This window comes from Bradyrhizobium sp. LB14.3, assembly GCF_040547985.1.
Classification (GTDB): Bacteria; Pseudomonadota; Alphaproteobacteria; order Rhizobiales; family Xanthobacteraceae; genus Bradyrhizobium.
This window is the reverse complement of sequence record NZ_JBEPQT010000044.1, coordinates 1-25,483: the sequence shown is the minus strand read 5'-3', so window position 1 is coordinate 25,483 and position 25,483 is coordinate 1. Positions and strand designations below refer to the sequence as shown.

The following is a 25,483-nucleotide window of genomic DNA, read 5'->3' as shown; positions in this document are numbered from 1 at the left end:
TACTCGCCGGTAGCCGTCGCCCTTCGAGGGTCGCGAAGCGGCGAGCACCTCGGGGTGACGGATAACGATCAAGGGATCAACTGACGCGGAACGTCACCCCGCCGAGCAAAAACTCGTCGCCTGCAACCGCAAGCCCCTTTGCCTTGGCCGCATGCAGCACCTGTGCTTTGTCCGCAACCCGAAACTCCAGCCCGCTCATGATCTCGCCGGCGCCTTTGACGAAGCGGAAGGTCGCATTGGGCAGCTTCAATTCGGTATCGCCACTCGGCGCAACGCCGATGATCTTGCCCCAATGCTCGGCCAGCCCTGTTGGATCCGGGCTCTGCATCTCCACGCTCGTCAACGTCTGCGTCACGTCCTTGCGGATGGATTTTTGCCAATCCGGCCCCGCCGGCGGATACGGCCCCAAAATGTCGTCGCTGCCTTCGGTGTGGTTGAACTCGATGAAGGCGGCGCGGCAGTCGCGGGGGTGGAGCTGCACGCCGTGATAGGGCGCGTGGTTGATGACGTTGGCGGTGCGTACGCCAAGCGCGTTGGCGTTACGGCCGCGCTCGTCGGGATCGTTGCAGCAGAAGATCGCCATGTAGCCGCCGCGCCCGCCGCTCTTTTCGATGAAGCGACCGGCGGTGGTGCCGTCCTTGAACGGTGCGACGACCTCCAGCAGAATCGTGTCGACCGGAAGCAGCGCGTTCTCCAGGCCGTATTTTGCGACATTGCCGTCGCGATAGCAGACGGCGAGGCCCATGATTTCCGCGATGTCGGAGATGACAGGCGCGAGCTGCGGCGCGACCAGGCAAATCTGCCGCAGCCGCATATAGGGCGCCATCGTCATGCGCCCTTGAAGGTCGGCTTGCGCTTCTCGACGAACGCCTTTGCAGCCTCCTTGTGGTCTTCGGTGTCGCTGCAGCGGGTGTGATGGATCGCCTCGCCGTCGAAGCAATCTTCCAGCGCGAGATGCTCGGCATTGTTGATGTTGCGCTTGATGAAGCCCAGCGCAATGGAAGGGCCCTGCGCCAGCGACAGCGCCAGCTCGTGCGCGGCCATGTCGATCTCGGCGTCGGAGACGACCTTCGTCACCATGCCGATCGCATGAGCCTCCTTCGCGGTCAGGACCGGCGACAGCAAATAGAGCTCGCGCGCCCGCGCACTGCCGAGCAGCTGGGTGAGGAAATAGGTACCGCCGTAATCGCCGGAGAAGCCGACCTTTGCAAAGGCGGTGGTGATCTTGCAGGATTCGGAGGCGATGCGGAGATCGCACGACAGCGCCATCGACAGACCCGCGCCGGCCGCGGCGCCATCGAGCTGCGCCACCACGGGCTTCGGCATCTGGTGCAGGATGCGCGACACCTCCATGCCGCGGCGCAGGTTCGCCATCTTCACTTCGAACGGCAGCGGCGCGCGTCCCTCCGCCATCGACTTGACGTCGCCGCCGACGCAGAAGCTGCCGCCCGCGCCTTTGAACAGCACCGCACGCACCTCCGGATCGTCCGCCGCGCGCCGCGCCGCCACGACCAGGCCGGCGACCATGTCCGGGTTGAGCGCGTTCTTCCGTTCGGGCCGGTTCATGGTGATGGTAAGCAGCCCGCCTTCGAGCTTCTGCAGGACCATGTCGTTGCTCATGGGACGTCTCCCTTGTTGTTGTTTGATAGAGCTTTGGCCACACCCGTCATTGCGAGGAGCGAAGCGACGAAGCAATCCAGACCGTCTCTGCGGAAACATCTCTGGATTGCTTCGCTCGCAATGACGAGCCTTATTTCTTCACCAGCGGGCAGCGCGACTGCTCCAGCGACTGGAACGCCTCGCTGCCGGGCACGGTGGCGAGCAGCTTGTAGTCGTCCCAGCGGCCCTTGGACTCCGACGGCTTCTTGACCTCGAACAGGTACATGTCGTGGATCATGCGGCCGTCCTCGCGGATCTTGCCATTTTTGGCGAAGAAGTCGTTGATCGGTGTCTCCTTCATCACCTTGATCACCGTCGCAGCGTCGGTCGTGCCGGCCGCCTTCACCGCTTTCAGATAGTGCGTCACGGAAGAGTAGACGCCGGCTTGCGCCGAGGTTGGCGGCCGCTTCATGCGCTCCTGGAAGCGCTTCGAAAACGCACGGGTGTCGTCGTTGAGATCCCAGTAGAAGGCTTCCGCAAGCAACAGACCCTGCGCGGTCTCGAGCCCGATCGAGTCGATGTCGGTCACGAAGGCGAGCAGCGGCGAGACTTTCTGACCGCCCTTGGTGATGCCGAACTCGGCCGCCTGCTTGATGGCGTTGACGGTATCGCCGCCGGCGTTGGCAAGGCCAATCACCTTGGCCTTGGAGGCCTGGGCCTGAAGCAGGAACGACGAAAAATCCGACGTGTTGAGCGGATGGCGCACGCTGCCAAGCACCTTGCCGCCGGTCTTGGTCACGACGGCGCTGGTGTCCTTCTCCAGATCCTGACCGAAGGCGTAGTCGGCGGTCAGGAAGAACCAGGTGTCGAGGCCCGACCTCACGGCCGCGAGGCCGGTCACGTTGGCCTGGCCGTAGGTGTCGAACACGTAGTGAATGGTATAGGGACCGCAGGCCTCGTTGCTGAGGCGGATCGAGCCCGGGCCGTTGAACATGATGATCTTGTTGCGCGCTTTCGCGATCTCGCCGGCGGCAAGCGCGGTCGCGGAGGCCGCGACGTCGTAGATCATCTCGACGCCCTGGTTGTCGAGCATATCGCGGGCGATGTTGGCGGAGAGATCGGCCTTGTTCTGATGGTCGGCGGCCAGTACCTGGATCTTGCGTCCGAGCACCTCACCGCCAAAATCCTCCACGGCCATCTTGGCGGCGGTCTCGCTGCCGGGGCCGGTGATGTCGGCATACAGGCTCGACATGTCGAGGATGCCGCCGATCTTCAGCGGCGGCTTGTCCTGGCCCTGCACGGCGCTCGCACTCAGCGCCAACGCGGCGGCAAAAATGCCCGACAAAACATGCTTCATCGAAAAAGACCTCCCTTATCGCGCCGTACTCTGATGGCGGCTTGGTTATTGCTCTTGGTTATTGCTCTTGGCTAAAGCTGTTGCCGCAATCATGCCGCATGCACGAGAGCGCAGCAAGCGAAGGTGCGCTACGGGGGCACGATTGGCGCGTACGTTTTCCGCAAAACGGAATGGCCGTGTGCGGCACGCCGTCCTTGTTTCGCTGCGCCCGCAATGACGGAGTGTAACGAAGCCTCTTCGCGACACGCCGCGCTTGAGTTAAGACTGGCGCGCAACGCAACCTCTCCGGGTCACGTGACGCAACGGCTTCACCTCATCGTCGCAATCCTTCTCGTCGCGGGTCACAGCGCATTCGCGAGCCCGTGCCGGTTCGAGTCCCAAGGCGAAGGCCGCGTCGCGGCGATCGTCGACGCCCGCAACGTCCGTCTCGATGACGGCCGGGACATCCGCCTGACCGGCATCGCGCCGACCGCGACGACGAAGCAGGCGCTGACCGCGCTGCTCGTCGGCCGCGACGTGATTCTGCGCAGCACTGACGACACGCCCGACCGCTATGGCCGGCAAGGCGCGCTGGTCTTTGTCGGCGAGAGCGACATCTCCGTGCAGGCGGTGCTGCTCGCTCAGGGCGACGCCATCGTCTCCGCCGAGATCACCGACAAGGATTGCGCGACCGCCCTGATGGAATCGGAGGCCGAGGCGCGGCGCCAAAAAAAGGGCAACTGGGCTGACCCGTCGGCCATAAAAAACGCGGAAAGTCCGGACGATATTTTGGCGGGGATCGGGCGTTTTGTGGTGGTCGAGGGCAAAGTCCTGTCGGTCCGGCAAGCTGGGGCAATGACCTACCTCAACTTCGGACGGAACTGGACACGCGGCTTTGCCGTGACTATTTCAAAGCGGACAGTACCGGCATTCGAAAGCGCCGGGATCGCTCTTAAGTCTCTGGAGAATAGACGTATTCGCGTCCGGGGCTGGGTCGAGGGGAATACGGGGCCGCGTATCGATGTACGCCTCGCGGGACAGGTCGAATTGCTGGGCGCAAACGAGCCGACAGGGGTAAGGCCCTAAAAGGGCCAGGCACGGGTTAAGCAACGTGAATGGGGTGCTAGAACGGCACGGACGAGGCGAACGCCGCCGCCTGCGGGCAGCGCCGGCCGTGCTATGCCTTGTTCTGGGTTCAGCCCTTGCCGGCTGCGGTGACATGAACCGGTTCCAGACCGCGGCAGCACCGCCAACCGTGGCGATGCCCAAGCCGAAGCCGGCCGTCGCGCAGACCCCCGCCACCGAGAAGGAGCACGAGCGCATCCTGGCGAGCTATGGCGGCACTTACGACGATCCCAGGCTCGAATCGCTCGTGACCAAAACGGTCGACCGGCTGGTCGCGGCGTCCGACCGCCCCGACCAGGGCTACCGGGTCACGATCCTCAATTCCGGTGCGGTGAACGCTTTCGCGCTGCCGAACGGCCAGCTCTATGTCACCCGCGGCCTGCTTGCGCTCGCCAGCGACACCTCGGAATTGTCCTCCGTGCTGAGCCACGAGATGGCGCATGTGCTGTCCAAGCACGCCGCGATGCGCGAGGACCAGGCGCGCCAGGCCGCGATCGTCACCCGCGTCGTCACCGACATGAGCAACGATCCCGATCTCACCGCGCTCGCGCTCGCCAAGACCAAGCTGACCATGGCGAGCTTTTCGCGTAATCAGGAGTTCGAGGCCGACGGCATCGGCGTCGGCATCTCCGCCAAGGCTCATTTCGACCCTTATGGTGCCGCACGTTTTCTCTCGGCGATGGAGCGCAATGCGGAGTTGAAAGTCGGAAAGACTTCGCTCGATCCGCGCGCGCAGGATTTCACCTCATCGCATCCGGCAACGCCGGAGCGCGTGCAGAACGCGCAGACTATCGCGCGGCAGTACTCAGCGCCAGAAGGCGCCGAGCGCGACCGCGAAACCTATCTCGCCGCGATCGATAACCTTGTCTACGGCGAAGACCCCAGCGAAGGTTTTGTCCGCGGCCGGCGCTTCCTGCATCCCAAGCTCGGCTTCACCTTCCAGGCGCCGGACAATTTTACGCTCGACAACACCGCGCAGGCCGTGATCGGCGTGCGCGACGGCGGCTCGCAGGCGATGCGTTTCGACGTCGTGCGGGTGCCGGCAGAACAGTCGCTCGGCGATTACCTGAATTCCGGCTGGATGGAGGGCGTCGAGAAGGCGTCCACGGAGGACATCACCATCAACGGTTTCCCGGCTGCGTCCGCCACCGCCAAGGGCGACCAGTGGCAGTTCAAGGTCTATGCGCTGCGCTTCGGCAGCGACGTCTACCGCTTCATCTTTGCGGCACGGCAGAAGTCGACCGAGAGCGAGCGCAATGCGCGCGAGACCGTCAGTTCATTCCGCCGCCTGACGCTCGACGAGATCCAGGCCGCGCGCCCCCTGCGCATCAAGGTCATCACCGTGCAGCCCGGCGACACCGTGGAATCGCTCTCCCACCGCATGGCCGGCATCGATCACCCGGCCGAACGTTTCCGCGTGCTCAACGGCCTCGATCGCAACGCTCAGGTGAAGGTGCGGGATCGCGTGAAGGTCGTGGCGGATTGAGGCTGCAGTAGGATGGGCAAAGCGAAGCGTGCCCACCATTCTCGACGCGATGTTTGCGGATGGTGGACACGGCGCTACGCGCCTTTGCCCGCCCTACAAGCCGCTTCAGCCCTAGCCGCCCGCGTCCATGTCTCCGGCCTCGCGCTGGCCGCTGAGCCAGAGCGCGAGCAGGGTCCAGAACGCGCCTGACAGCAGATACGCTCCCGAGGCGATGACGCCGAGATTGGTCGCAAGCAACAGAGCGACCAGCGGCGCGAAACCGGCGCCGAACAGCCAGGCCATGTCCGAGGTCAGCGCCGAGGCCGTGTAGCGGTACGCCTGCTTGAAGTTCGAGGCGATCGCGCCCGACGACTGGCCGAATGACAGGCCGAGCAGGATGAAGCCGATCACCATGTAGATGGTCTCGCCGAACGCGCCGGCATCGAGCAGCTGCGGAGCAAAGCCGCTGTAGATCGCGATCGCGATCGCCGACCCCATCAGCAGCGACTTGCGGCCGACGCGGTCGGCGATGACGCCGGAGAGCACGATCGCGCCGACGCCGAACACGGCGGCAACGATCTCGATGATCAGGAAGCGCACCGGGCTTTCGCGGGTGAACAGGAACACCCAGGACAGCGGAAACACCGTAACCATGTGGAACAGCGCAAAGCTCGCCAGCGGCGCGAATGCGCCGAGCATGATGTTCTGGCCTTCGCGCGCCACAGTCTCGGAGATGCGCGAGGGCTGCAATTCGCGGGTCTCGAACAGCGAGGCATATTCTTCCGTCGTCACCATGCGCAGGCGCGCGAACAGCGCCACGACGTTGATGGCGAAGGCGACGAAGAACGGGTAGCGCCAGCCCCAATCGAAGAAATCGTCGGCCGAGAGATTCCCCGCGAAATAGGCGAACAGCGCGCTCGCCACGATCAGCCCGAGCGGCGCGCCAAGCTGCGGCACCATCGCGTACCAGCCGCGCTTTGACGGCGGCGCATTCAGCGCAAGCAGCGAGGCCATCCCGTCCCAGGCGCCGCCCCAGGCCAGACCCTGCGCGATGCGCGCCAGCGCCAGCAGCCAGATCGCCGCAACGCCGATCTCGTGATAGCCGGGCAGGAACGCGATCGCGACGGTGGCGGTGCCGAGCAGGAACAGCGCCGAGATCAGCTTGGCCGTCTTGCCGTATTCGCGGTCGACCGTCATGAAAATGACGGTGCCGATCGGCCGGGCCACGAAGGCCAGCGCAAAGATCATGAAGGAATAGAGGGTGCCGGTCAGTTCGCTCGTGAACGGGAACACCAGGCGCGGAAAGACGATCACCGAGGCGATCGCGAAGACGAAGAAGTCGAAGAATTCCGAGGTGCGGCCGATGATGACGCCGATGGCAATCTCGCCGGGACGAGCCTGGTCGTGGCCGTGCTCGCCCGAGTGGAGGTCTGCCATTGCGGGGGTCTGTGCCGTCGCCATTGGTGCGCCCTTAACGTCCTGAAAACCAAAGCCGACCGCCCGGCGGGGCGCCAGGCGATCCGGTTCTGTTTGGCGCAACATTTCGCACTGCAACATTGGACAAATTGTCCAATGTCCGGATTGCTGCGTCGCAGCTACCCCTTGGTCTCACGAAAGAAACTCATTCTCATAAGGTCGGCCCGTGTCCCGTCTCAAGATCCTGGCGCTGCTACCCCTGGCGGTTGCGCTAAGCGGCTGCAACTACGTCGTGCTGGCACCAGCCGGTGATATCGCAGCGCAACAGCGCGACCTCGTCATCATGTCCACCGTCCTGATGCTCCTGATCGTCGTTCCCGTGATGGCGCTGACGGTGCTGTTCGCCTGGCGCTACCGCCAGTCCAACACCGACGCCCGCTACGAGCCCGAATGGGACCACTCGACCAGCCTTGAGCTGGTGATCTGGTCGGCGCCGCTTTTGATCATCGTTTGCCTGGGCGCGCTGACCTGGATGGGCACGCATCTGCTCGATCCCTACCGCACGCTCGGCCGCATCCATGCCGACCGCGCGGTGGACCAGTCCAAGGCCCCGCTCGAGATCGACGTCGTCGCGCTCGACTGGAAGTGGCTCTTTGTCTATCCCGAGTACGGCATTGCCACCGTCAACGATTTGGCAGCTCCGGTCGATCGCCCGATCAACTTCCGCATCACCGCCTCCTCGGTGATGAACTCGTTCTACATCCCTGCACTGGCCGGCCAGATCTACGCCATGCCGGGCATGGAGACCAAGCTCCACGCCGTCGTAAACCAGGCCGGCACCTACCGGGGTTTTTCGGCGAACTACAGCGGCGCCGGCTTCTCCGGCATGCACTTCAACTTCCACGGGCTCGACGACAAGGGCTTCGACGCCTGGATCGCCAGCACCAAATCCGGCGGCGGCTCGCTCGGCCGCGCCGAATATCTCCAGCTCGAGAAGCCCAGCCAGAACGAGCCGGTGCGGCGCTACGGCACCGTCGATTCCGATCTCTACCGCCTGATCCTCAACATGTGCGTCGAGACCGGTAAGATGTGCCAGAGCGAGATGATGGCGATCGACGCCAAGGGCGGCCTCGGCCATGAGGGCCTGAACAACACGCTGCCGCTGGCCTACGACAAATACGCGCGCCGCGGCACGGCGCTTGGGCCGGAGCCCAGCTTCGTCGCCGGCACCTGCACGCCCGATGCGCCGCAGGGCAAGACCACCGCCTCGATCACGGCGCCTCTCGACACCGCGCCGCTGCTCGGCGCCGGCCTGAAGCGGCCGACTTTCACGCCGCTGAAGTCCTCGTCCTTCTTCCTCGGACAGCGTCCGAAGTCAGATTCGTAAAGAGATCCCGCATGTCTCCTGATCTTCTCAAGCTCATCTTCGGCCGGCTCACCTTCGAATCTCTGCCGCTGCACGAGCCGATCGTCGTCGGCACCTTTGCGGTGGTGGCGACCGGCGGCCTCATCATGTTCGCCGGCCTCACTTATTTCCGCCTCTGGGGCTATCTCTGGAGCGAGTGGTTCACCAGCGTCGACCACAAGCGCATCGGCATCATGTACATGATCCTCGGCATCGTGATGCTGCTGCGCGGCTTCGCCGATGCGCTGATGATGCGGTTGCAGCAGGCGCTCGCCTTTGGCGGCTCGGAGGGCTATCTCAACTCCCATCACTACGACCAGGTCTTCACCGCCCACGGCGTGATCATGATCTTCTTCGTGGCGATGCCGCTGGTCACCGGCCTGATGAACTTCGTCGTGCCGCTCCAGATCGGCGCGCGCGACGTGTCGTTTCCGTTCCTGAACAATTTCAGCTTCTGGATGACGGTCGGCGGCGCGGTGCTGGTGATGGCCTCGCTGTTCATCGGCGAATTCGCCCGCACCGGCTGGCTCGCTTATCCGCCGCTGTCGAACATCGGCTACAGCCCTGACGTCGGCGTCGACTATTACATATGGGGGTTGCAGGTTGCAGGCGTCGGAACGACGCTGTCCGGCATCAACCTGATCTGCACCATCGTCAAGCTGCGGTGCCCCGGCATGACCATGATGCGGATGCCGGTGTTCACCTGGACCGCGCTCTGCACCAACGTCCTGATCGTCGCTTCCTTCCCGGTTCTGACCGTCGTGCTCGCGCTGCTTTCGCTCGACCGCTACGTCGGCACCAACTTCTTCACGAACGATTTCGGCGGCAGCCCGATGATGTACGTGAACCTGATCTGGATCTGGGGTCATCCCGAGGTCTACATCCTGGTTCTCCCCGCCTTCGGCATCTTCTCCGAGGTGACCTCGACCTTCTCCGGCAAGCGGCTGTTCGGCTACACCTCAATGGTCTACGCCACTGTCGTCATCACCATCCTGTCGTACCTGGTCTGGCTGCACCACTTCTTCACGATGGGGTCGGGCGCCAGCGTCAACTCGTTCTTCGGCATCACCACGATGATCATCTCGATCCCGACGGGCGCGAAGATGTTCAACTGGCTGTTCACGATGTATCGCGGCCGCATCCGCTTCGAGCTGCCGATGATGTGGACGATCGCGTTCATGCTGACCTTCGTGCTCGGCGGCATGACCGGCGTGCTGCTGGCGGTGCCGCCAGCCGACTTCGTCCTGCACAACAGCCTGTTCCTGATCGCGCATTTCCACAACGTGATCATCGGCGGCGTCGTGTTCGGCGCGTTCGCCGGCATCGGCTACTGGTTCCCGAAGGCGTTCGGCTTCAAGCTCGATCCGTTCTGGGGCAAGCTGTCGTTCTGGTTCTGGGTCACCGGCTTCTACCTCGCCTTCATGCCGCTCTATGTGCTCGGCCTGATGGGCGTGACCCGGCGCTTGCGCGTGTTCGACGATCCCAGCTTGCAGATCTGGTTCATCATCGCCGGCATTGGCGCCTTCCTGGTCTTCCTCGGCATCCTCTCGATGCTGATGCAGTTCGCCGTCAGCTTCCTCAGGCGCGAGCAGCTCAAGGACGTCACCGGCGATCCCTGGGATGCGCGCACGCTGGAATGGGCGACCTCGTCGCCGCCGCCGGCCTATAACTTCGCCTTCACCCCCGTCGTCCACGACAATGACGCGTGGTGGGATATGAAGCGCCGCGGCTACCAGCGTCCGCTCACCGGGTTCAAGCCGATCCACATGCCCAGCAGCACCGGCACCGGCATCATCCTCGCCGGTCTTGCCACCGCGATGGGTTTCGGCCTGATCTGGTACATCTGGTGGCTTGCCGCCGCGAGCTTCGCTGCGATGCTCGTCGTCGGGATCGGCCACACCTTCAACTATCACCGCGACTTCGACATTCCGGCTGACGATGTCATCCGGGCCGAGGACGCGCGCACCAAACTGCTCGCCGGAGCCAAGTAATGACTGTCACTGTCAATCCCGCGCAAACCGGCGAACCGGTCTTCTACCTCGCCGACGAACACCCGCATCCAGAAGGCTACAGCACCTCGCTGGGCTTCTGGATCTATCTGATGAGCGACTGCCTCATCTTCGCGATCCTGTTCGCCACCTTCGGCGTGCTCGGCGGCAATTACGCCGCCGGTCCCGCGCCAAAGGACCTGTTCGAGCTGCCTTTGGTCGCGGTCAACACCTCGATGCTGCTGCTGTCGTCGATCACGTATGGCTTTGCCATGCTGACCATGCAGCAGAACAAGATCGGCCAGACCCAGATGTGGCTGGCCATCACCGGCCTGTTCGGCGCCGCCTTCATCGGCATCGAGCTCTCCGAGTTCGCCCACATGATCCATGAAGGCGCGACGCCGCAGCGCAGCGCCTTCCTGTCCGCCTTCTTCACCCTGGTCGGCACCCACGGCCTGCACGTCTCCTGCGGCCTGATCTGGCTGGTGACCCTGATGGTGCAGGTCTGGAGGTACGGCCTGATCGAGGCCAACCGCCGCCGCCTGATGTGCCTGTCGATGTTCTGGCACTTCCTCGACGTGGTCTGGATCGGCGTCTTCACCTTCGTCTATCTCCTGGGAGTTCTGCGATGAACACCGATACTCACGCTGCCCACGCGGACGATCATCACCAGGGCGATAGCCACGCCCACGGCTCGTTCTCGACTTACATGCTCGGCTTCGTGCTCTCGGTCGTGCTCACCGCGATCCCGTTCTGGCTGGTGATGAGCGGCGCGCTTCCGAGCAAGCAGATCACCGCGCTGGTGATCATGGCCTTCGCGGTCGTGCAGATCGTCGTGCACATGATCTACTTCCTGCACATGAGCCCCAAGTCGGAGAATGGCTGGAGCATGATGGCGCTGATCTTCACCATCGTCATGGTGGCGATCGCGCTGTCGGGTTCGCTGTGGGTGATGAACCACCTCAACAGCAACATGATGCCGATCCACCAGATGACTGGAATGAAATGAACGAGACTGGGACTGTGATAAGCAAAGCAGACGGGGCTCGCGGAAAAGCTGCGCGTCCGTCCTTGTGGCTCACGGTCCTCTCGCTCACGGCCTTTGCACTTCTGATCGCGCTCGGCGTCTGGCAGATCGAGCGCCGCGCCTGGAAGCTGGCGCTGATCGATCGCGTCGAGCAGCGCGTTCATGCCCCGGCCCAGCCGATCCCCTCGATCGCGTCATGGCCCGCGGTGTCCACCGCAAATGACGAATACAGGCATGTTAGCGTCACCGGCCGCTTCCTGCATGACCGCGAGACGCTGGTTCAGGCCGTCACCGAAGAAGGCCCGGGCTATTGGGTGCTGACGCCGCTTCAGCGCAGCGACGGCACGATGGTCCTGGTCAACCGCGGCTTCGTGCGGTCCGAGCGGCGCGACGCGTCGATGCGCCGGGACGGCAATCCGGACGGCCAAGTCGAAATCACCGGCTTGTTGCGCATCACGGAGCCGAAGGGCGGATTCCTCAGGAACAACGTGCCCCAACACAATCGCTGGTATTCACGGGATGTCGCCGCGATTGCGGCGGCACGCGGGCTCGGCGAGGTCGCGCCGTTCTTCGTCGATGCCGACGCCGGATCACAATCCAGCAGCGGTCCGATCGGCGGATTGACCGTGGTCCGCTTTCCCAATAACCACCTGATCTATGCGCTGACGTGGTTTGCCCTGGCTTTCATGCTGGCCGGCAGACTTTTTGTCACATTCGGCGGCGGGCTGTTCCGCCGCAAGAAGCCCTGGAGCGGCTTCGTCCACGAAGCGGCCGGCGGCTCCGATGCCGTCGCCCGCAGGACGGGATCAGATGCTGGAACGATCGTCGAGCCAACCTGACGACGGAAGAACGCATGGCGCTGTCACGCTGCAATCGCAGGCGGACGCGCGCAGCGAGCTGATCGGGGCTGCGCCGACCGACGACGAGACCAACCGCAAGAACATGGCGCTGCTGATCCAGCTGCGCTGGACTGCGGTGGTCGGCCAGATCGTGACCATCGGCGGCGTGCATGTCTGGCTTGGCATTCCCCTGCCCCTCACCCGCATGGGCGCGGTGATCGGCGCGCTGGTGTTTCTCAACGTCTCCAGCCTCGTCTGGGTGCGCCATCGCGCCGCGATCACCAACAACGAGCTGCTGGTCGCCTTGATGCTGGACGTCGCCGCGCTGACCGCGCAGCTTTATCTCAGCGGCGGCGCCACCAATCCCTTCACCTCGCTGTTCCTGCTCCAGGTGACGCTGGGCGCGGTGCTGCTCGATGGCCGCTCGACATGGTCGCTGGTCGCGTTGACCTGCGCCAGCTTCGTCTGGCTGACGGTCGCGTACCGGCCGCTCGACATGCCGCCGAACCCGCTGAGCGAGACCTACACGCTCACCGTCGCCGGCATGCTGCTGGGCTTCGTGCTCAACGCGGTGCTGCTGGTGGTGTTCGTCACCCGCATCAACAGGAATCTGCGCCAGCGCGACGCGCATCTGGCGGCGCTGCGCCAGCATGCCGCCGAGCAGGATCATATCGTGCGCATGGGCCTGCTTGCCTCCGGCGCGGCGCACGAGCTCGGCACGCCGCTGGCCTCGCTCTCGGTCATCCTCAGCGACTGGCGCCGCATGCCCGACCTCGCCGCCGATCAGGAGCTGGCCGAAGATCTCGCGGAGATGGAGACTTCGCTGCAACGTTGCAAGACCATCGTGACCGGCATCCTGGTGTCGGCGGGCGAAGCGCGCGGCGAAGGCTCGTCTCCGACGACGGTGACGGCCTTCGTCACGGCGTTGGTGGAAGAGTGGCGCGATGCGCGCTCGGCGCACACGCTGTATTTCGTCAACACCTTCGGCGAGGACGTCGCGATCGTGTCCGACATCGCGCTGAAGCAAGTCATCTTCAATGTGCTCGACAACGCCTACGAGGTCTCGCGCGACTGGGTCGAGCTCGTGGCCGAGCGCGAGGGCGATAATCTCGTACTGTCTATCAGCGACCGCGGCGCGGGCTTTGCGCCGGAGATGCTGGCACAGCTCGGAAAGCCCTATCAATCGAGCAAGGGCCGCGCCGGCGGCGGGCTCGGCCTGTTCCTGGTTGTGAACGTCGTGCGCAAGCTCGGCGGCAGCGTGACCGCCGAGAACCACAGGAAGCGCGGCGCCACCGTCCGCCTCACGCTGCCGCTCGCAACGCTCGCGATCGGAGGCAGCTTTGACGCCTGACCGCTCGCTCATCGTCGTCGAGGACGATGCCGGGTTCGCGCGCACGCTGAAGCGTTCGTTTGAGCGCCGCGGCTACGAGGTCGTGCTCGCCGCCTCGATCGAGGACGTGCGGAAAGCTCTGGAGCAACGATCGTTCGGCTATGCCGTCGTCGACCTCAAGCTCGGCGGTGCCTCGGGCCTCGCCTGCGTCGAGCTTTTGCATACGCACGACCCGGAGATGCTGATCGTGGTGCTGACAGGCTTTGCCAGCATCTCCACCGCCGTCGAGGCCATCAAGCTCGGCGCATGCCACTATCTGGCAAAGCCGTCGAACACCGACGACATCGAAGCCGCCTTCAACAAGGCCGAAGGCAATGCCGAGGTCGCGCTCGACGCCCGGCCGACATCGATCAAGACGCTCGAATGGGAGCGCATCCACCAGACCCTGATCGAGACCGACTTTAATATTTCGGAAGCGGCGAGAAGGCTGGGGATGCACCGGCGCACGCTGGCACGAAAGCTAGAGAAGCGGCCGGTGAAGTGAGCGAGCGCCCCGACAAGTGCGAACCTAGGGTGGGTTAGCGTCGCGTAACCCTCCTCTTTGTTTTTCGCGCGGAAAGAGAAGCGGTCGGTTACGCCTAGCGGACTGCGCAACGCGCCGCCGCGAGGATAACCCACCCTACGAAACCACGAACTCCGAACAAAAAGCCCGGCCAAACGGCCGGGCTTTTGAACTGTTGCGATGAACGCGAGACGCTTACGCCGCCTCGTCGGCGACCGTTGTGCCGCCGCCGCCCTCGGTCTCGTCGCTTTCGCCCTCGGCATCCGTATCGGCCTCGCCTTCGGCGGCTTCCGACTTGGCGCCGGTGCGGCGCGGGCTCTTGGCGAGTTGGGCCTCGATCTCCTTGACCGCTTCGGTCTCGGTCGAGTGCTGCACCACCGCGATCTCGCGGGACAGACGGTCGAGCGCTGCTTCATAGAGCTGGCGTTCGCTGTAGGACTGCTCGGGCTGCGACTCGGAACGGTAGAGGTCGCGCACGACTTCCGCGATCGCGACGATGTCGCCCGAATTGATCTTGGCTTCGTATTCCTGGGCGCGGCGCGACCACATGGTGCGCTTGACGCGGGCACGGCCCTTGAGTGTCTCGAGCGCACGCTTCACCAGCGCAGGATCGGACAGCTTGCGCATGCCGACATTGGCGACCTTGGCGGTCGGCACGCGCAGCGTCATCTTGTCCTTGATGAAGTTGATGACGAACAGCTCGAGCTTCGCGCCGGCGATCTCCTGCTCCTCGATGGCCAGGATCTGGCCCACGCCGTGAGCGGGATAGACGACGAATTCGTTGGCCTTGAAACCCTGACGCTGGGTCACGACCTTCTTTTCCTCGACCTTCGGCGCAACAGCCGCGGGCTTCACGACCGGCTTGGCGGCAGCGACAGGGGCGGCCTTGGCAGGAGCAGCAGCAACCTTCGCCGCGGCCGGCTTGGCAGCGGGAGCCTTGGCAACAGCAGGTTTGGTAGCAGGCTTGGCAACAGGGGGCTTGGCAGCAACAGGCTTGGCCACGGTCGCTTTCGCGGCCGGCTTGGCAGTCTTGTTAGGCATTGCGCTTCTTTTGTTCTTCGAGGACTTTGCAGCCGGCGCCTTCGTCGCGGTCCGACCCTTGGATGCGCTGCGGCTGGCCGCGGCGACTTTCTTGGCCACCTTGTGGGAAGCCTTCGCAGAAGTACTCTTTTTACGCGTTTTCTGTGACACAGCCTGTGCGCGGAAACTGCCACGCCCCTGTTCGACATCTGGTTTCACGGGAACCCAACGGGCCGACGGGGCTGACGAAGGGTTCGGTTTAATGTGCCCAATATAGCACATTTCCCGCAAAAATCAATGATTTAGGGGTCTTGAGGGCTGGTTTTCGGCGGTAGCGCCGCTATTAGGGTTAAGTTTGGGCCCGAATTAGTCGCCGGAGCCTGGGTTCGGAGAAAAATACTTGTCGAACTTGCCCTCCACGCCGTCGAATTCCTTGGCGTCGGCAGGTGATTCTTTCTTCTGGGTGATGTTCGGCCAGCTCTTGGCGTAGTCGGCGTTGACGGTGAGCCACTTTTCCAGGCCCGGTTCCGTGTCCGGCTTGATGGCGTCGGCGGGGCATTCCGGCTCGCACACGCCGCAGTCGATGCACTCGTCAGGATGGATGACGAGCATGTTCTCGCCCTCGTAGAAACAGTCGACCGGGCAGACCTCGACGCAGTCGGTGTACTTGCACTTGATGCAGTCTTCAGTGACGACGTAAGTCATCCAACGCTCCGAAAAGCTCTTTTAAAACTCGCGGCTTGCGTAGCGCGGATGGCCCGGCGCTGCAAGGTCGGCAACGGCCGATCATGACGGCTTTATGTGTCCGATCGACCAAGAAATGAATTCAAAGCGCAATTAATTGCGCTGAGAATTTGGATTGCCGTCACTGAACTCTTCGTAGAGCACACGGGCCGATGCGGCATCGCCGCGGCGCTCGTTGAAGGCTGCGACTTTCAAGACGCGCACGGTGCGATCGAGCGCGACGGTGAGCACGTCGCCGATCTTGACCGCATGCCCCGGCGATTTTTCGCGCACGCCGTTGACGCGGACATGGCCGGACTCGACGAGTTCAGCAGCCGAGGTCCGCGCCTTCACCACCCGCGCATGCCACAGCCATTTGTCGATGCGCTGCCGCTCGGTCGTGACTCTATTCCTTCTGACGCGTTTTCTTCACGCGAACCGCTCCGCACTTCGCTTGAAAACGCAGTGCTACTCCTTACGCCCGGACAGCTGCTCTTTCAGCGCGGCGAGCTTTGCGAACGGCGAGTTCGGATCGGCAGGACGATCGCGCTCGCGCGGGGTGGCGCTCGAGGCGTAGGGACGCAGCGACGGGCCGCCCTGGCGGTCGCGGCCCTTGTCGCGGTCGCGGCCGCGGTTGTCACGGCCCTTGTCGCGATCGCCGCCGAACTTGCCCTTGTTGCGATCGCGATCCTTGTTGTCGCGGTCCTTGCCTTGATCTCGACCTTGGAAGCTGCGGTTCTTGTCGCCGCGCCCCTGTCCCTCCGGACGCGGCGCAGCTTCGCCACCGCCTTCGCGCGGCTTGCGGAAGTCTCTGCCGCCATGGCGATGACGTTCGCCGCGCTTCTCGCCGTCGGCGGCCTGCGCTGCTTCGCCTTCGGCAGGCGCGGCACCTGCTTCGGCACCGGCCTGCGGACGCGGCTGATTGTGGTGGCGCTGGTTACGATGGCGCTCGTGGCGCGGCTTGCGATCGTCGTGACGGCCGCCGGGACGCCAGACCTCGATGAGCTCGGGCTCGCTGGGCGTGGCCACAGCATCCACAGGCGCAGCAGTATCGGCCGACGCAGCGGCTTCGGTTGCAGCAGTTTCGGCGGGAGCAGCTTCAGCAGCCTCGATGGGTGCAGCAACCTCTTCCACAGGCGGCGCGATGCCGGGAGCGTCTTCCGGCGTGACGGGGGCTTCAGGGGAAGCTTCGAGAGCCGGTTCTTCGTGCACGGGCTCGTCGTGCTGCTCCATGCCGGGCGCGTCTTCGACGGTCACAGGCTCGGCGGCGGCTTCGATTGCGGCATCCGCAGACACGGCAGCGTCTTCGACCGGCGCTTCCGTCTCGGGCGTCTCGGCCGGAGCTTCGGTGCTTGCTTCAGCAGCCGGCGTCTCCACGACAACCGGCTTTGCCGGCAGCGGCGGCCGCTTATCCATGCGGTAGCCGAGCGCGCGCAGCACGGACGCAAAGTCCTCGCCGGCCGAGCCGGTGAGCGAGGTCATCGCCTGCGTCACGACAAAACTGCGGCCGTCGAACGCGCCGGCGGGCTTTTCGCCGGACGCGTTCTCGCGCCAGGCCAGCGCCGGGCGGATCAGATCGGCAAGGCGCTCCAGAATGTCGACACGCACGGCACGCTCGCCGGCCTGCTTGTAGCCGAGCACGCGATAGGCATCGCGCGGCAGCTGCTTGTCGACCGGGAACGAGGTGCGGCCCGAGTTCGCCAGATGCTGCGCGCCCGACAGCGCGGAGGGATCGACGTTGTCCTGCTTCAGCGCCCAGAGCAGCGCGGCCAGCGCGCGCCCGGCCGGCTTGAGCAGGCCGGGGAAATAGATGTGATAGGCGCCGAAGCGGACGCCATATTTGCGCAGGACGGCGCGCGAGGGCTGGTCGAGGTCCTTCAGCTCGTTGGCGATCTTCTGGCGCTCCAGCACGCCGAGCGCCTCGACGAGCTGATAGGCGATGCCGCGGGCGATGCCGGTGACATCCTCGGCCTTCGACAGCTCGAACATCGGCCCGAGCAGCTTTTCGATGTGCGTCTTGAGCCAGAGGTCGAGCCGGGCCTGCACCTTGTCGCGGGGGCCGCCGGTCAGGCGTTCGTCGGAGATGATGCGGATGCGCGGATGCAGCGCGTCCTCTGCGGCAGACAGCCGCGCCACGGCGTCGCCGGTCCAGCGGATCATGCCTTCCGAGGTCAGCACGAACTGCTCGTCCGGCGCGTTGCCCAGTTTTTCGGCGCGCGCGTTGATCTCGCCGGCGAGCACGGCCTGCGCTGCAGCCTGCAACGCTTTCGCATCGGAGCCGGCTTCCGCCGCATCCGGTGCAAAGGTGAAGCCATCGAGGCGGCCGATGACATGGCCTTCGACGATGACTTCGCCGGTCTTGCCGATTTCAGTATTCAAGCTCGTGTTCTCCCGCAGGCGGCGCATCAATACACTGGTCCGGCGATCAACGAAACGCTCAGTCAAGCGTTCATGGAGCGCATCCGATAATTTATTTTCGACCTCGCGGGCGATTCCCTGCCAGCGTTCGGGGTCTTTCAGCCAGTCCGGGCGGTTGGCGACGAAGGTCCAGGTGCGAATCTGCGCGATCCGGGCCGAGAGCGTGTCGATATCGCCGTCGACGCGGTCGGCCTGGTCGATCTGGGTCCTGAACCAGGAATCGGGGATGCATCCCTTCTGCATCAGGAAGCCGTACAGCGTGGTGACCAGCTCGGCATGGGCGGCCGGCGACAATTTTCGGTAGTCCGGGATCTGGCAGGCCTCCCACAGCCGTTCCACGGCCTCCTTGCCATGCGCGACATCGCGCACCTCGGCGTCGCGGGCGGCATGGTCGAGCACGCGCATGTCCTCGGCGATCGGCGCGCGCGTCAGCGCCTCATGGCCGGGGCCCAGGTTCAGGGACACCTGGAGCGCGCCGAGCGAGGCGAAATCCAGCTTCGAATTGCGCCATTGCAAAACCTTGACGGGGTCGAAGGTGTGGTTCTGTAGCGCATTGACGAGTTCGGGCTCGAACGGCCCGCAGCGGCCGGTGGTGCCGAAGGTGCCGTTGCGGGTGGCGCGGCCGGCACGGCCGGCGATCTGGGCGAATTCGGACGGCGTCAGGCGGCGGAACTGGTAGCCGTCGAACTTGCGGTCGGAGGCGAAGGCGACGTGGTCGACGTCGAGATTGAGGCCCATGCCGACAGCGTCGGTGGCGACGAGATAATCGACCTCGCCGTTCTGGAACATCGCCACCTGCGCGTTGCGGGTGCGCGGCGACAGCGATCCCAGCACCACGGCGGCGCCGCCATGCTGACGGCGGATCAGCTCGGCGATGGCGTAGACCTCGTCGGCCGAGAAGGCGACGATGGCGGTGCGGCGCGGCTGGCGCGTGATCTTGCGGTCGCCGGCGAATTCCAGCTGCGACAGGCGCGGCCGCGTGATCATGGAGACGCCCGGCAGCAGCCGCTCGATGATCGGGCGCATCGTCGCTGCGCCCAGCAGCAGCGTCTCGTCGCGGCCGCGGCGGTTGAGGATGCGGTCGGTGAAGACGTGGCCGCGCTCGAGATCAGAGGCGATCTGCACCTCGTCGACGGCGAGGAACGAGACGTCGAGATCCCGCGGCATCGCCTCGACGGTGGAGACCCAGTAGCGCGGCGATTTCGGCTTGATCTTCTCCTCGCCGGTCACAAGCGCGACGGCGTCGGGGCCAACCCGCGCGGCGATCTTGTTGTAGACCTCGCGCGCGAGCAGGCGCAGCGGCAGCCCGATCATGCCCGAGGGATGCGCGAGCATCCGCTCGATGGCGAGATGGGTCTTGCCGGTGTTGGTCGGCCCGAGCACCGCAGTGACGCCGGCGCCGGGAAGCCGCTCGGAAGCGAAGGGGGAGGAGGAAAAGGGCATCTGGGGGGATTAGGTAATGGCGATTGGGGCGAATGTCAGTGCTGTTTTGGGGCGGGCCGGAGGCTGGGCCTTGCTCCTCATCCTGAGGAGCGCGTCAGCGCGTCTCGAAGGATGAAGGCGCCGGATGGTGCCGGGCCCCTCGCCCTTCGAGACGGCCGCTTACGCGGCCTCCTCAGGGTGAGGGGATCAAGCCGCGAAGAATATGGTGACGCTCCCCAAACCCCGCGTAACTGTCTCACTTTGCGACGCTTTTCCCTGTGTCTTTAAGCTTCGGAACGAGTTGAGAACGAATCGCGGCCGAATCGCAGACCCCCCATGAGTCCTGTTCCGTTCACGCAACATGTCGCGGGAAGCTTATCGGCTGCGCACTAGATGGAGTTTCGGGCTGCCGCACAAGCGACGTTTCGGTGGCGCGTTCCTTAAAATTGGGGATGGCGCGGAGTCGAATCAGAATCGGGGAGGAGTCAAATGGATTCCCTGCTCAAGGCCCCCCTCCAAAGCAAAACCGCGAAAACAACCCCATGCACAGTAGGTAAACTATTGAAATAACTTGCGTTTATTTTCGCCAAAACGGGCGGGGCCCTAGGCCTATTGCGTCTTCGCGACCCGCGGCGGCTGGGCTGATGTGATGAAGCTGGTGGCTTCTAGCATCGCCGGCCCGAGCGGCGTCGGCACTTTCAGCCAGAACGGGACCAGGACGCGCGTGCCCGCCACCGGCGCGAACGCGATCTCGATGTTGCGCTGGCCGGCGAGGTATTTGATCACGGGGCGGTCGGGGATGTAGCCCGCCACAGGCACGAAGAACAGCGAGCAGACCACGACCGGGCCGTGATAGCCCTTCTCCGCCTTCACGGTCTCCATGCGCTTGAAATCGAGCTTGAGCTCGTAGCGCATGCGGCCGTCGAACACGGCGGCGCTGCCGTGGCAGGCGTCCGGCGACAGCACGTCGCCGGTGCCGGGCACGCGCACCAGCGAGGCCGTCATCGGATCCCAGACGCCACGGCGATGCGCATCGGTGACGACGATGCGGTCTGCATCGACCGGGGGCTCCGGTACGATGGCAAAATCCTTCACATTGCCCTTGTCGAGCGTGATGCGGATTTCCTCGGTCTTTTTCGAGGTGGTGGTGGAGGCCTGGTAGCCGGTCGCGACCAGAGCGCCGTTGACCACCCGCCCTTGGCTGGCGCCGGTGCCGGACCCGCCCGCGAACGACTTCAGCAGCCCCGTGGTGCCGCCCGAGGCGGCTGCGGCGAACACGTCGTCTCCGATATCGATATTCCAGGCGCCTCGCCCGACGGGAATGCCGGCCAGCGAGGCCTCATATTGCGCCTCGAGCTTGCCCTGCGCCGCCGCGGGCTCCGCCGCCCACGCCAAAACCAGCCCGCACAGGGCCGCCATGGCCAGCCGGCCGGCGGAGCGCGGATCGCTTGCGCGCCGCTCCGCTGAGCGCAGGCCGGGCGCATGATGAGGCGTTGTGAGCACGAAACAATCCAATCGGAGCGCGAACGGTTGTTACTTAAGCCAAATACCACGGCAAGCAATGTGTCCGGGCATGTCCGCTTCCGAACTCCACTGAACTCTTCGGGTGCGAATACGCCCTTTATGTGATGGTAAGGGGTTTGAAACACTGCCGTTTTGGTGATCGGGGATCGCTCCGGGCTCCAGTACCTCTCCCGCTTGCGGGAGAGGGGGCGCACCTGCGCTGCGGCAGGCAAAACTCCGCCCCAAAACCTTGACGGCTCGCCCCTTCCCCCCTATACGTCCGCCCGCTCCCTGCAAGGACAGAGAATTTGCCCGTGGCGCCCCGAATGGCGGCCGCACATCGTTGGGAAAGATTGAGGATTTTGCCATGTCTCGCCGCTGCGAATTGACGGCCAAGGGCCCCCAGGTCGGCCACACGGTCAGCCACTCCAACATCAAGACCAAGCGCCGCTTCCTGCCGAACTTGGTCAACGTGACCTTCATCAGCGAAGCGCTGGGCCGCAACGTGCGCCTGCGCGTCTCCACCAGCGCGATCAAGAGCGTCGACCACAATGGCGGCCTCGACCCCTTCCTGATCAAGGCCAAGGCCGCCGTGCTGTCGCCGCGCGCCCTCGAGCTGAAGCGCGCCATCCAGAAGAAGGTCGGCCCGACGCCTGCGCCAGAGAAGAAGGCGAGCTAAGAATTTTCGAATTGGGCTTGCGGCGGGCGTAAGCGTCCAGTCGTGTAGACTCAAGTGTTACAGAGTTTTGCGTGACGGCCGGATCGGAAGATCCGGCCGCTTTTGTTTGTGCAGCCCACGTCGACGAAAGTGCACTTGCCCGCAAGGGTAGAACCGAGCATCCTGCGGTTGAGCACGTCTTAGATTGGGCTGGGGATGGACGTCGCCACAGAATTTAAATCGAAGATTCTTAGCCGGAGCAAAGAGCCCGACGAATATAGAATTTACCGAGCGGGCCTTGAATGGGGTCTGACCGATCCAATTGTCATTGACCGCGCGGAGGACTTTAAGTCGGCACCGCGGTGGACCGATCGTCTCACACCTTACCATCACCAAGTAACCAACCTCATTACATTCTGTCGCCGTCTCCCGGTAACCCTGCTTGCAGACGATGTTGGTCTTGGAAAAACGATCAGCGCTGGTCTGATCATCAGCGAACTTGTCGTCCGATCTCGACTGTCCAAAGTTCTGATCGTCTGCCCAAAAATTCTCGCTCAGCAGTGGAAGGAAGAGCTGGAAGAGAAATTCAACGTTCCGGGCATTGTTGCATTTGGGAGAGATCTGCTTGCCGCCGAACCCGACGAAGTCGGCGCGGTAATCACGACTTACAACTCGGCTCGACTGTATCTCGAAAAGATTCCGGAAGACCGTTTCCAGATGCTCGTTCTGGACGAAGCGCACAAACTCAGAAACCTCTACGGTGTCCCCAATACGCCCCAAGTGGCGAAACGCTTCCGCAAGGCACTAGAGGAGCGACGATTTCCCTACGTTCTGATGCTAACAGCCACGCCCATCCAAAATCGATTGTGGGACCTGTACTCTCTTGTCGACCTGCTCACCGTTGCTCGCGGACATGACAATCCTTTCGGCAGCGAGGGCATGTTCACGCGGAAATTTATTGCGGATCCCCGCGATGGGGCTCGCCAGCTAAAAGAAGAAGCAAGGGACGAATTTCGATCGATCGTTTACAGCTACATGTCTCGGGTCCGTCGAGGTGATGCGCAGCTTTATTTTCCGGAAAGACGGGTTTTAAGACACGAGGTAGACCCCACGGCGGCGGAGCTTCAGCTTATCAAGACGATCGCAAAGCCGATTCAAAAGCTCAATCGGCTTACTCAAATGTCGATACTGCAGGCCTTAACGAGCAGTCCTGAGGCGCTATCGACACAGCTGGAAAATATGGCGCGGAACGGAACTGCGCCAACCGAGCTCGCCGTCGCGGTCAAAGGCATCGTGGCCAAGATGCCGCTAACGGCAAAGCTTCTTGGTCTCAACACCCTGATAAAAACGCTGAAGCAAGAAAACCCCGACGGATGGAGACTAGTCGTATTCACCATCCGACGAGAAACACAAACGACAATCCAAAACTTCCTAGAAGGTCACGGGCTGAAAGTCGGCATAATCAATGGCGACTCAGGGGAGCGGAATCAGGAGACCATCAAACTCTTTCGCGAAACTCCTCCGCGCTACAGGGTCATTGTTTCGACGGAAGCTGGTTCCGAGGGCGTTAATCTTCAGATCGCAAACGTACTCGTCAACTACGATCTGCCCTGGAATCCGATGATTGTCGAACAGCGGATCGGTCGCGTACAGCGGCTTGCTTCTAGCCATGCCCATGTAAGTATCTACAACGTTACCCTAAGAGGGACTTTTGAAGATTACATCGTCGGAAGACTGATGGAAAAACTTCAGATGGCGGCGCACGCTGTCGGCGACGTAGAAGCTCTTCTGCAGGGTGCGGACGTTGGCGAGGGAGATGAAGATGGCGCCTCAGGTTTCGAAGACCGACTCTTAGATCTTGTGCTCGCCGCTTTAGCGGGAAAAGACGTCGAGAAAGCAACAAAACTCGCAGAACAGAGCATAGAGGACGCCAAGCAGGAGCTTAAGCGCGAAGAAGCGAACATCAATACGTTGCTCGGAAGTATGGAAGAAGCCGAATACGACGGCCCTAGAACTCCATCACTTCCAAAAGTCGAACGGTCGATGGATCCACGCGAGTTCGCGTTGGCAGCCCTTCAGTCCCTCAAAATTCGTTTGACGCCGGACTCCAACGGACTTTTTCACGCTGAAGAAAACGGAGGGCACGAATATATCAGGTTCGCAGACCCGGCGGATCCACTCAAACGGACAACCCTATACGCACCTGGCTCGCCGGCCTTCCAGCGCCTCGTGAGCCGCATCGTTGCAAGTGGACTGCATAAGGTAGACGACCTAGACCAAGATCCAATGCGCGCATGTCGAGAAGCTGCACACGCATGGGTTACACACTTCGGTGGAGACTGCAGATCGTCAGATCTGACCGATGCAATTCGGATGTTCGATGGATCGGCTCTCTTGCGCGTTCGCGCTACCGTAGCTCACGATAGCTACGAACGGCTCGTCGAAATTTCTTGTAGCAATCAGGATCATAGAACCGACTGCCGCAAATCTGCTGTCAATCCAATTCCCAAAGCTTTCGACAAACCACAAGCTCTTGGGATCGACATCGAGAGAATTCAAAGAGCTGCACTATTGGACGATGGCATCTCTGAATTCTCTCGATTCTACCTGGAGCGTCGCGAACAAGAGACCGAGCGCACATCGGATACGCGCAAGCGCAAAAAACTGGAAGACGAATTCACACCGCGCCTAGAAATGACGCTTGTTGGACTAGACGGAAGGGTGCATCGGGAGATCGGAGTAAAGGTAAGATACACTTTCGATTCAGAAGACGAATACGAGAGCCTTCTTGTAATTCGCCCCCACGATAAAATGCTCATTCGAGCACCCGAATTGAGCCTATGCTCCAAGTCTGGAAAGACCGTCCCCAGCCAGTGCTTGGCGCGATGTGACGTGACAGGCGCGCACGTGCTCCGCCACCTTCTTGTAGAATCAGCAATAAGTGGGCGCCTAGCCCTGCCCGAATTTACGGTTCTCTGCTTAGCCAGCGGAAGACATATCCTCCGTGAGGAAGCAGACACATCTGCAGTGACCGGCAAACTTGTCGCTATGGAACTCCTCAAGACGTCCGCGATGAGCGGAAAGAAGGCCGAAGCTGAACATTTTCGAGCATGCTCGTTTACCAAGTCAGATATTCTCGTTGACGAAGTGTTTGTCAGTGAGATTTCCGGGAAGGAATACCGATCTGATGAGAGCATGCAATCATCGGCCTCGGGACGAACGGGACATAAGCAAGAGTTTTTTCTTTGCCATGAGACACGCCGCCCCATAGCAACAGATGAGGCGGAAAAGTGCGAGGTTACCGGTCATCTCGTAAGAACTGGAATTCTCGAGAGGTGTGAGATTACAGGCAGGATGGTCTTGCCGATTGGCCTCGAGAAGTGCTCCCTCACGGGCAAACGGGCACTTAAGCGCTACTTCGTGAGTAGCAGCCTGTCTGGCATCAGGCTCCTTGAGCAGATCGCTCAACGATCATCAACCGGGACGTTTTGCGCGCCCGCCGAGCGTCGAACATGCGCATGGAGTGGCCGCGACGTCCATCCTGATGATATCTGTCATTCGGCCTGCAATATTGACCCCCTAAGCCGGGGGATCGGCGTCCAAAATTGACCCCCTACAGGTTGGTCTGTTGCGCTGCCTGCTTCGTC

20 protein-coding genes are annotated in these 25,483 nt (G+C 63.0%); 11 read left to right on the top strand and 9 right to left on the bottom strand.

Translation table 11 applies throughout. From position 1 onward, the window contains the following. Positions 1 to 76 precede the first annotated feature (76 nt). The 3 genes from ABIB00_RS36625 to ABIB00_RS36615 form a co-directional block, all read right to left on the bottom strand. Positions 77 to 826 (bottom strand): VOC family protein, encoded by a 750-nt coding sequence (locus ABIB00_RS36625; RefSeq protein WP_354107713.1) that lies wholly within the window; start codon positions 824 to 826, stop codon positions 77 to 79. 2 nt (positions 827 to 828) lie between these two features. Beyond that, positions 829 to 1,620, bottom strand: coding sequence for an enoyl-CoA hydratase (locus ABIB00_RS36620; RefSeq protein WP_354107712.1), 792 nt, complete (start codon positions 1,618 to 1,620; stop codon positions 829 to 831). A 130-nt stretch (positions 1,621 to 1,750) separates the two neighbouring features. Beyond that, positions 1,751 to 2,956 carry an ABC transporter substrate-binding protein gene (locus ABIB00_RS36615; RefSeq protein WP_247445446.1) on the bottom strand — a complete coding sequence of 402 codons (1,206 nt, stop codon included), beginning with the start codon at positions 2,954 to 2,956 and terminating at the stop codon, positions 1,751 to 1,753. Between the two features lie 213 nt (positions 2,957 to 3,169). Between ABIB00_RS36615 and ABIB00_RS36610 the strand changes: the two genes are divergently transcribed. Together ABIB00_RS36610 and ABIB00_RS36605 are read left to right on the top strand one after the other, a co-directional pair. Further along, positions 3,170 to 4,021, top strand: coding sequence for a thermonuclease family protein (locus ABIB00_RS36610; protein ID WP_354107711.1), 852 nt, complete (start codon positions 3,170 to 3,172; stop codon positions 4,019 to 4,021). 133 nt (positions 4,022 to 4,154) lie between these two features. After that, a complete protein-coding gene (locus ABIB00_RS36605; protein ID WP_354107710.1) occupies positions 4,155 to 5,546 on the top strand; it encodes a M48 family metalloprotease in 1,392 nt (463 codons plus the stop codon). 111 nt (positions 5,547 to 5,657) lie between these two features. Here ABIB00_RS36605 and ABIB00_RS36600 read toward each other — a convergent pair whose 3' ends face one another. Then, on the bottom strand, positions 5,658 to 6,986 hold the full coding sequence (locus ABIB00_RS36600; protein ID WP_247348539.1) for an MFS transporter: 1,329 nt from the start codon (positions 6,984 to 6,986) through the stop codon (positions 5,658 to 5,660). Positions 6,987 to 7,167: 181 nt separating this feature from the next. Here ABIB00_RS36600 and cyoA point away from each other — a divergent pair, with 181 nt between their 5' ends. From cyoA to ABIB00_RS36565, 7 genes are read left to right on the top strand one after another with little or no spacing between them, the layout of a single operon-like run. After that, positions 7,168 to 8,328, top strand: a complete 1,161-nt coding sequence (cyoA, locus tag ABIB00_RS36595) for a ubiquinol oxidase subunit II (RefSeq protein WP_354107709.1) — start codon at positions 7,168 to 7,170, stop codon at positions 8,326 to 8,328. A gap of 11 nt (positions 8,329 to 8,339) precedes the next feature. Further along, positions 8,340 to 10,337 (top strand): cytochrome o ubiquinol oxidase subunit I, encoded by a 1,998-nt coding sequence (cyoB, locus tag ABIB00_RS36590; protein ID WP_247445449.1) that lies wholly within the window; start codon positions 8,340 to 8,342, stop codon positions 10,335 to 10,337. Then, complete coding sequence (cyoC, locus tag ABIB00_RS36585; protein ID WP_354107708.1) at positions 10,337 to 10,966, top strand: cytochrome o ubiquinol oxidase subunit III; 630 nt, start codon at positions 10,337 to 10,339, stop codon at positions 10,964 to 10,966. The genes cyoB and cyoC overlap by 1 nt, the downstream gene beginning before the upstream one ends. Continuing rightward, a complete protein-coding gene (cyoD, locus tag ABIB00_RS36580) occupies positions 10,963 to 11,343 on the top strand; it encodes a cytochrome o ubiquinol oxidase subunit IV (protein ID WP_247445450.1) in 381 nt (126 codons plus the stop codon). Before cyoC ends, cyoD begins: the two co-directional genes overlap by 4 nt. Continuing rightward, positions 11,340 to 12,200 carry an SURF1 family protein gene (locus tag ABIB00_RS36575; protein WP_247348524.1) on the top strand — a complete coding sequence of 287 codons (861 nt, stop codon included), beginning with the start codon at positions 11,340 to 11,342 and terminating at the stop codon, positions 12,198 to 12,200. Before cyoD ends, ABIB00_RS36575 begins: the two co-directional genes overlap by 4 nt. Beyond that, a complete protein-coding gene (locus ABIB00_RS36570; protein WP_354107707.1) occupies positions 12,172 to 13,551 on the top strand; it encodes an ATP-binding protein in 1,380 nt (459 codons plus the stop codon). The genes ABIB00_RS36575 and ABIB00_RS36570 overlap by 29 nt, the downstream gene beginning before the upstream one ends. Further along, complete coding sequence (locus tag ABIB00_RS36565; protein ID WP_354107706.1) at positions 13,541 to 14,074, top strand: response regulator transcription factor; 534 nt, start codon at positions 13,541 to 13,543, stop codon at positions 14,072 to 14,074. Before ABIB00_RS36570 ends, ABIB00_RS36565 begins: the two co-directional genes overlap by 11 nt. A gap of 213 nt (positions 14,075 to 14,287) precedes the next feature. Here the strand turns inward: ABIB00_RS36565 and ABIB00_RS36560 are convergent, their stop codons facing one another. The 5 genes from ABIB00_RS36560 to ABIB00_RS36540 all read right to left on the bottom strand — a co-directional run bounded on the left by ABIB00_RS36560 (position 14,288) and on the right by ABIB00_RS36540 (position 21,094). Next, entirely contained in the window at positions 14,288 to 15,133 is an 846-nt protein-coding gene (locus ABIB00_RS36560; protein ID WP_247348515.1) for a CarD family transcriptional regulator, read from the bottom strand. Between the two features lie 345 nt (positions 15,134 to 15,478). Further along, a complete protein-coding gene (fdxA, locus tag ABIB00_RS36555; RefSeq protein WP_247348513.1) occupies positions 15,479 to 15,817 on the bottom strand; it encodes a ferredoxin FdxA in 339 nt (112 codons plus the stop codon). Between the two features lie 132 nt (positions 15,818 to 15,949). Next, positions 15,950 to 16,219 carry an RNA-binding S4 domain-containing protein gene (locus tag ABIB00_RS36550; RefSeq protein WP_345946907.1) on the bottom strand — a complete coding sequence of 90 codons (270 nt, stop codon included), beginning with the start codon at positions 16,217 to 16,219 and terminating at the stop codon, positions 15,950 to 15,952. An 84-nt stretch (positions 16,220 to 16,303) separates the two neighbouring features. Next, positions 16,304 to 19,696: a helicase-related protein gene (locus ABIB00_RS36545; RefSeq protein ID WP_354107705.1), complete on the bottom strand. Its 3,393-nt coding sequence runs from the start codon at positions 19,694 to 19,696 to the stop codon at positions 16,304 to 16,306. A 588-nt stretch (positions 19,697 to 20,284) separates the two neighbouring features. Next, positions 20,285 to 21,094, bottom strand: coding sequence for a DUF3108 domain-containing protein (locus ABIB00_RS36540; protein ID WP_354107718.1), 810 nt, complete (start codon positions 21,092 to 21,094; stop codon positions 20,285 to 20,287). Between the two features lie 451 nt (positions 21,095 to 21,545). Between ABIB00_RS36540 and rpmB the strand changes: the two genes are divergently transcribed. Continuing rightward, on the top strand, positions 21,546 to 21,857 hold the full coding sequence (rpmB, locus tag ABIB00_RS36535; RefSeq protein ID WP_354107704.1) for a 50S ribosomal protein L28: 312 nt from the start codon (positions 21,546 to 21,548) through the stop codon (positions 21,855 to 21,857). A 195-nt stretch (positions 21,858 to 22,052) separates the two neighbouring features. Next, positions 22,053 to 25,445 carry a DEAD/DEAH box helicase gene (locus tag ABIB00_RS36530; RefSeq protein ID WP_354107703.1) on the top strand — a complete coding sequence of 1,131 codons (3,393 nt, stop codon included), beginning with the start codon at positions 22,053 to 22,055 and terminating at the stop codon, positions 25,443 to 25,445. The last annotated feature ends 38 nt before the right edge of the window (positions 25,446 to 25,483 follow it).

What these genes read in the sequence shown, in the direction of transcription:
- ABIB00_RS36625 (WP_354107713.1), bottom strand. Translation starts at nt 826, where the DNA reads ATGGCGCCCTATATGCGGCTGCGGCAGATTTGCCTGGTCGCGCCGCAG.
- ABIB00_RS36620 (WP_354107712.1), bottom strand. Translation starts at nt 1,620, where the DNA reads ATGAGCAACGACATGGTCCTGCAGAAGCTCGAAGGCGGGCTGCTTACC.
- ABIB00_RS36615 (WP_247445446.1), bottom strand. Translation starts at nt 2,956, where the DNA reads ATGAAGCATGTTTTGTCGGGCATTTTTGCCGCCGCGTTGGCGCTGAGT.
- ABIB00_RS36610 (WP_354107711.1), top strand. Translation starts at nt 3,170, where the DNA reads ATGACGGAGTGTAACGAAGCCTCTTCGCGACACGCCGCGCTTGAGTTA.
- ABIB00_RS36605 (WP_354107710.1), top strand. Translation starts at nt 4,155, where the DNA reads ATGAACCGGTTCCAGACCGCGGCAGCACCGCCAACCGTGGCGATGCCC.
- ABIB00_RS36600 (WP_247348539.1), bottom strand. Translation starts at nt 6,986, where the DNA reads ATGGCGACGGCACAGACCCCCGCAATGGCAGACCTCCACTCGGGCGAG.
- cyoB (WP_247445449.1), top strand. Translation starts at nt 8,340, where the DNA reads ATGTCTCCTGATCTTCTCAAGCTCATCTTCGGCCGGCTCACCTTCGAA.
- cyoC (WP_354107708.1), top strand. Translation starts at nt 10,337, where the DNA reads ATGACTGTCACTGTCAATCCCGCGCAAACCGGCGAACCGGTCTTCTAC.
- cyoD (WP_247445450.1), top strand. Translation starts at nt 10,963, where the DNA reads ATGAACACCGATACTCACGCTGCCCACGCGGACGATCATCACCAGGGC.
- ABIB00_RS36575 (WP_247348524.1), top strand. Translation starts at nt 11,340, where the DNA reads ATGAACGAGACTGGGACTGTGATAAGCAAAGCAGACGGGGCTCGCGGA.
- ABIB00_RS36570 (WP_354107707.1), top strand. Translation starts at nt 12,172, where the DNA reads ATGCTGGAACGATCGTCGAGCCAACCTGACGACGGAAGAACGCATGGC.
- ABIB00_RS36560 (WP_247348515.1), bottom strand. Translation starts at nt 15,133, where the DNA reads ATGCCTAACAAGACTGCCAAGCCGGCCGCGAAAGCGACCGTGGCCAAG.
- fdxA (WP_247348513.1), bottom strand. Translation starts at nt 15,817, where the DNA reads ATGACTTACGTCGTCACTGAAGACTGCATCAAGTGCAAGTACACCGAC.
- ABIB00_RS36545 (WP_354107705.1), bottom strand. Translation starts at nt 19,696, where the DNA reads ATGCCCTTTTCCTCCTCCCCCTTCGCTTCCGAGCGGCTTCCCGGCGCC.
- ABIB00_RS36540 (WP_354107718.1), bottom strand. Translation starts at nt 21,094, where the DNA reads ATGGCGGCCCTGTGCGGGCTGGTTTTGGCGTGGGCGGCGGAGCCCGCG.
- rpmB (WP_354107704.1), top strand. Translation starts at nt 21,546, where the DNA reads ATGTCTCGCCGCTGCGAATTGACGGCCAAGGGCCCCCAGGTCGGCCAC.
- ABIB00_RS36530 (WP_354107703.1), top strand. Translation starts at nt 22,053, where the DNA reads ATGGACGTCGCCACAGAATTTAAATCGAAGATTCTTAGCCGGAGCAAA.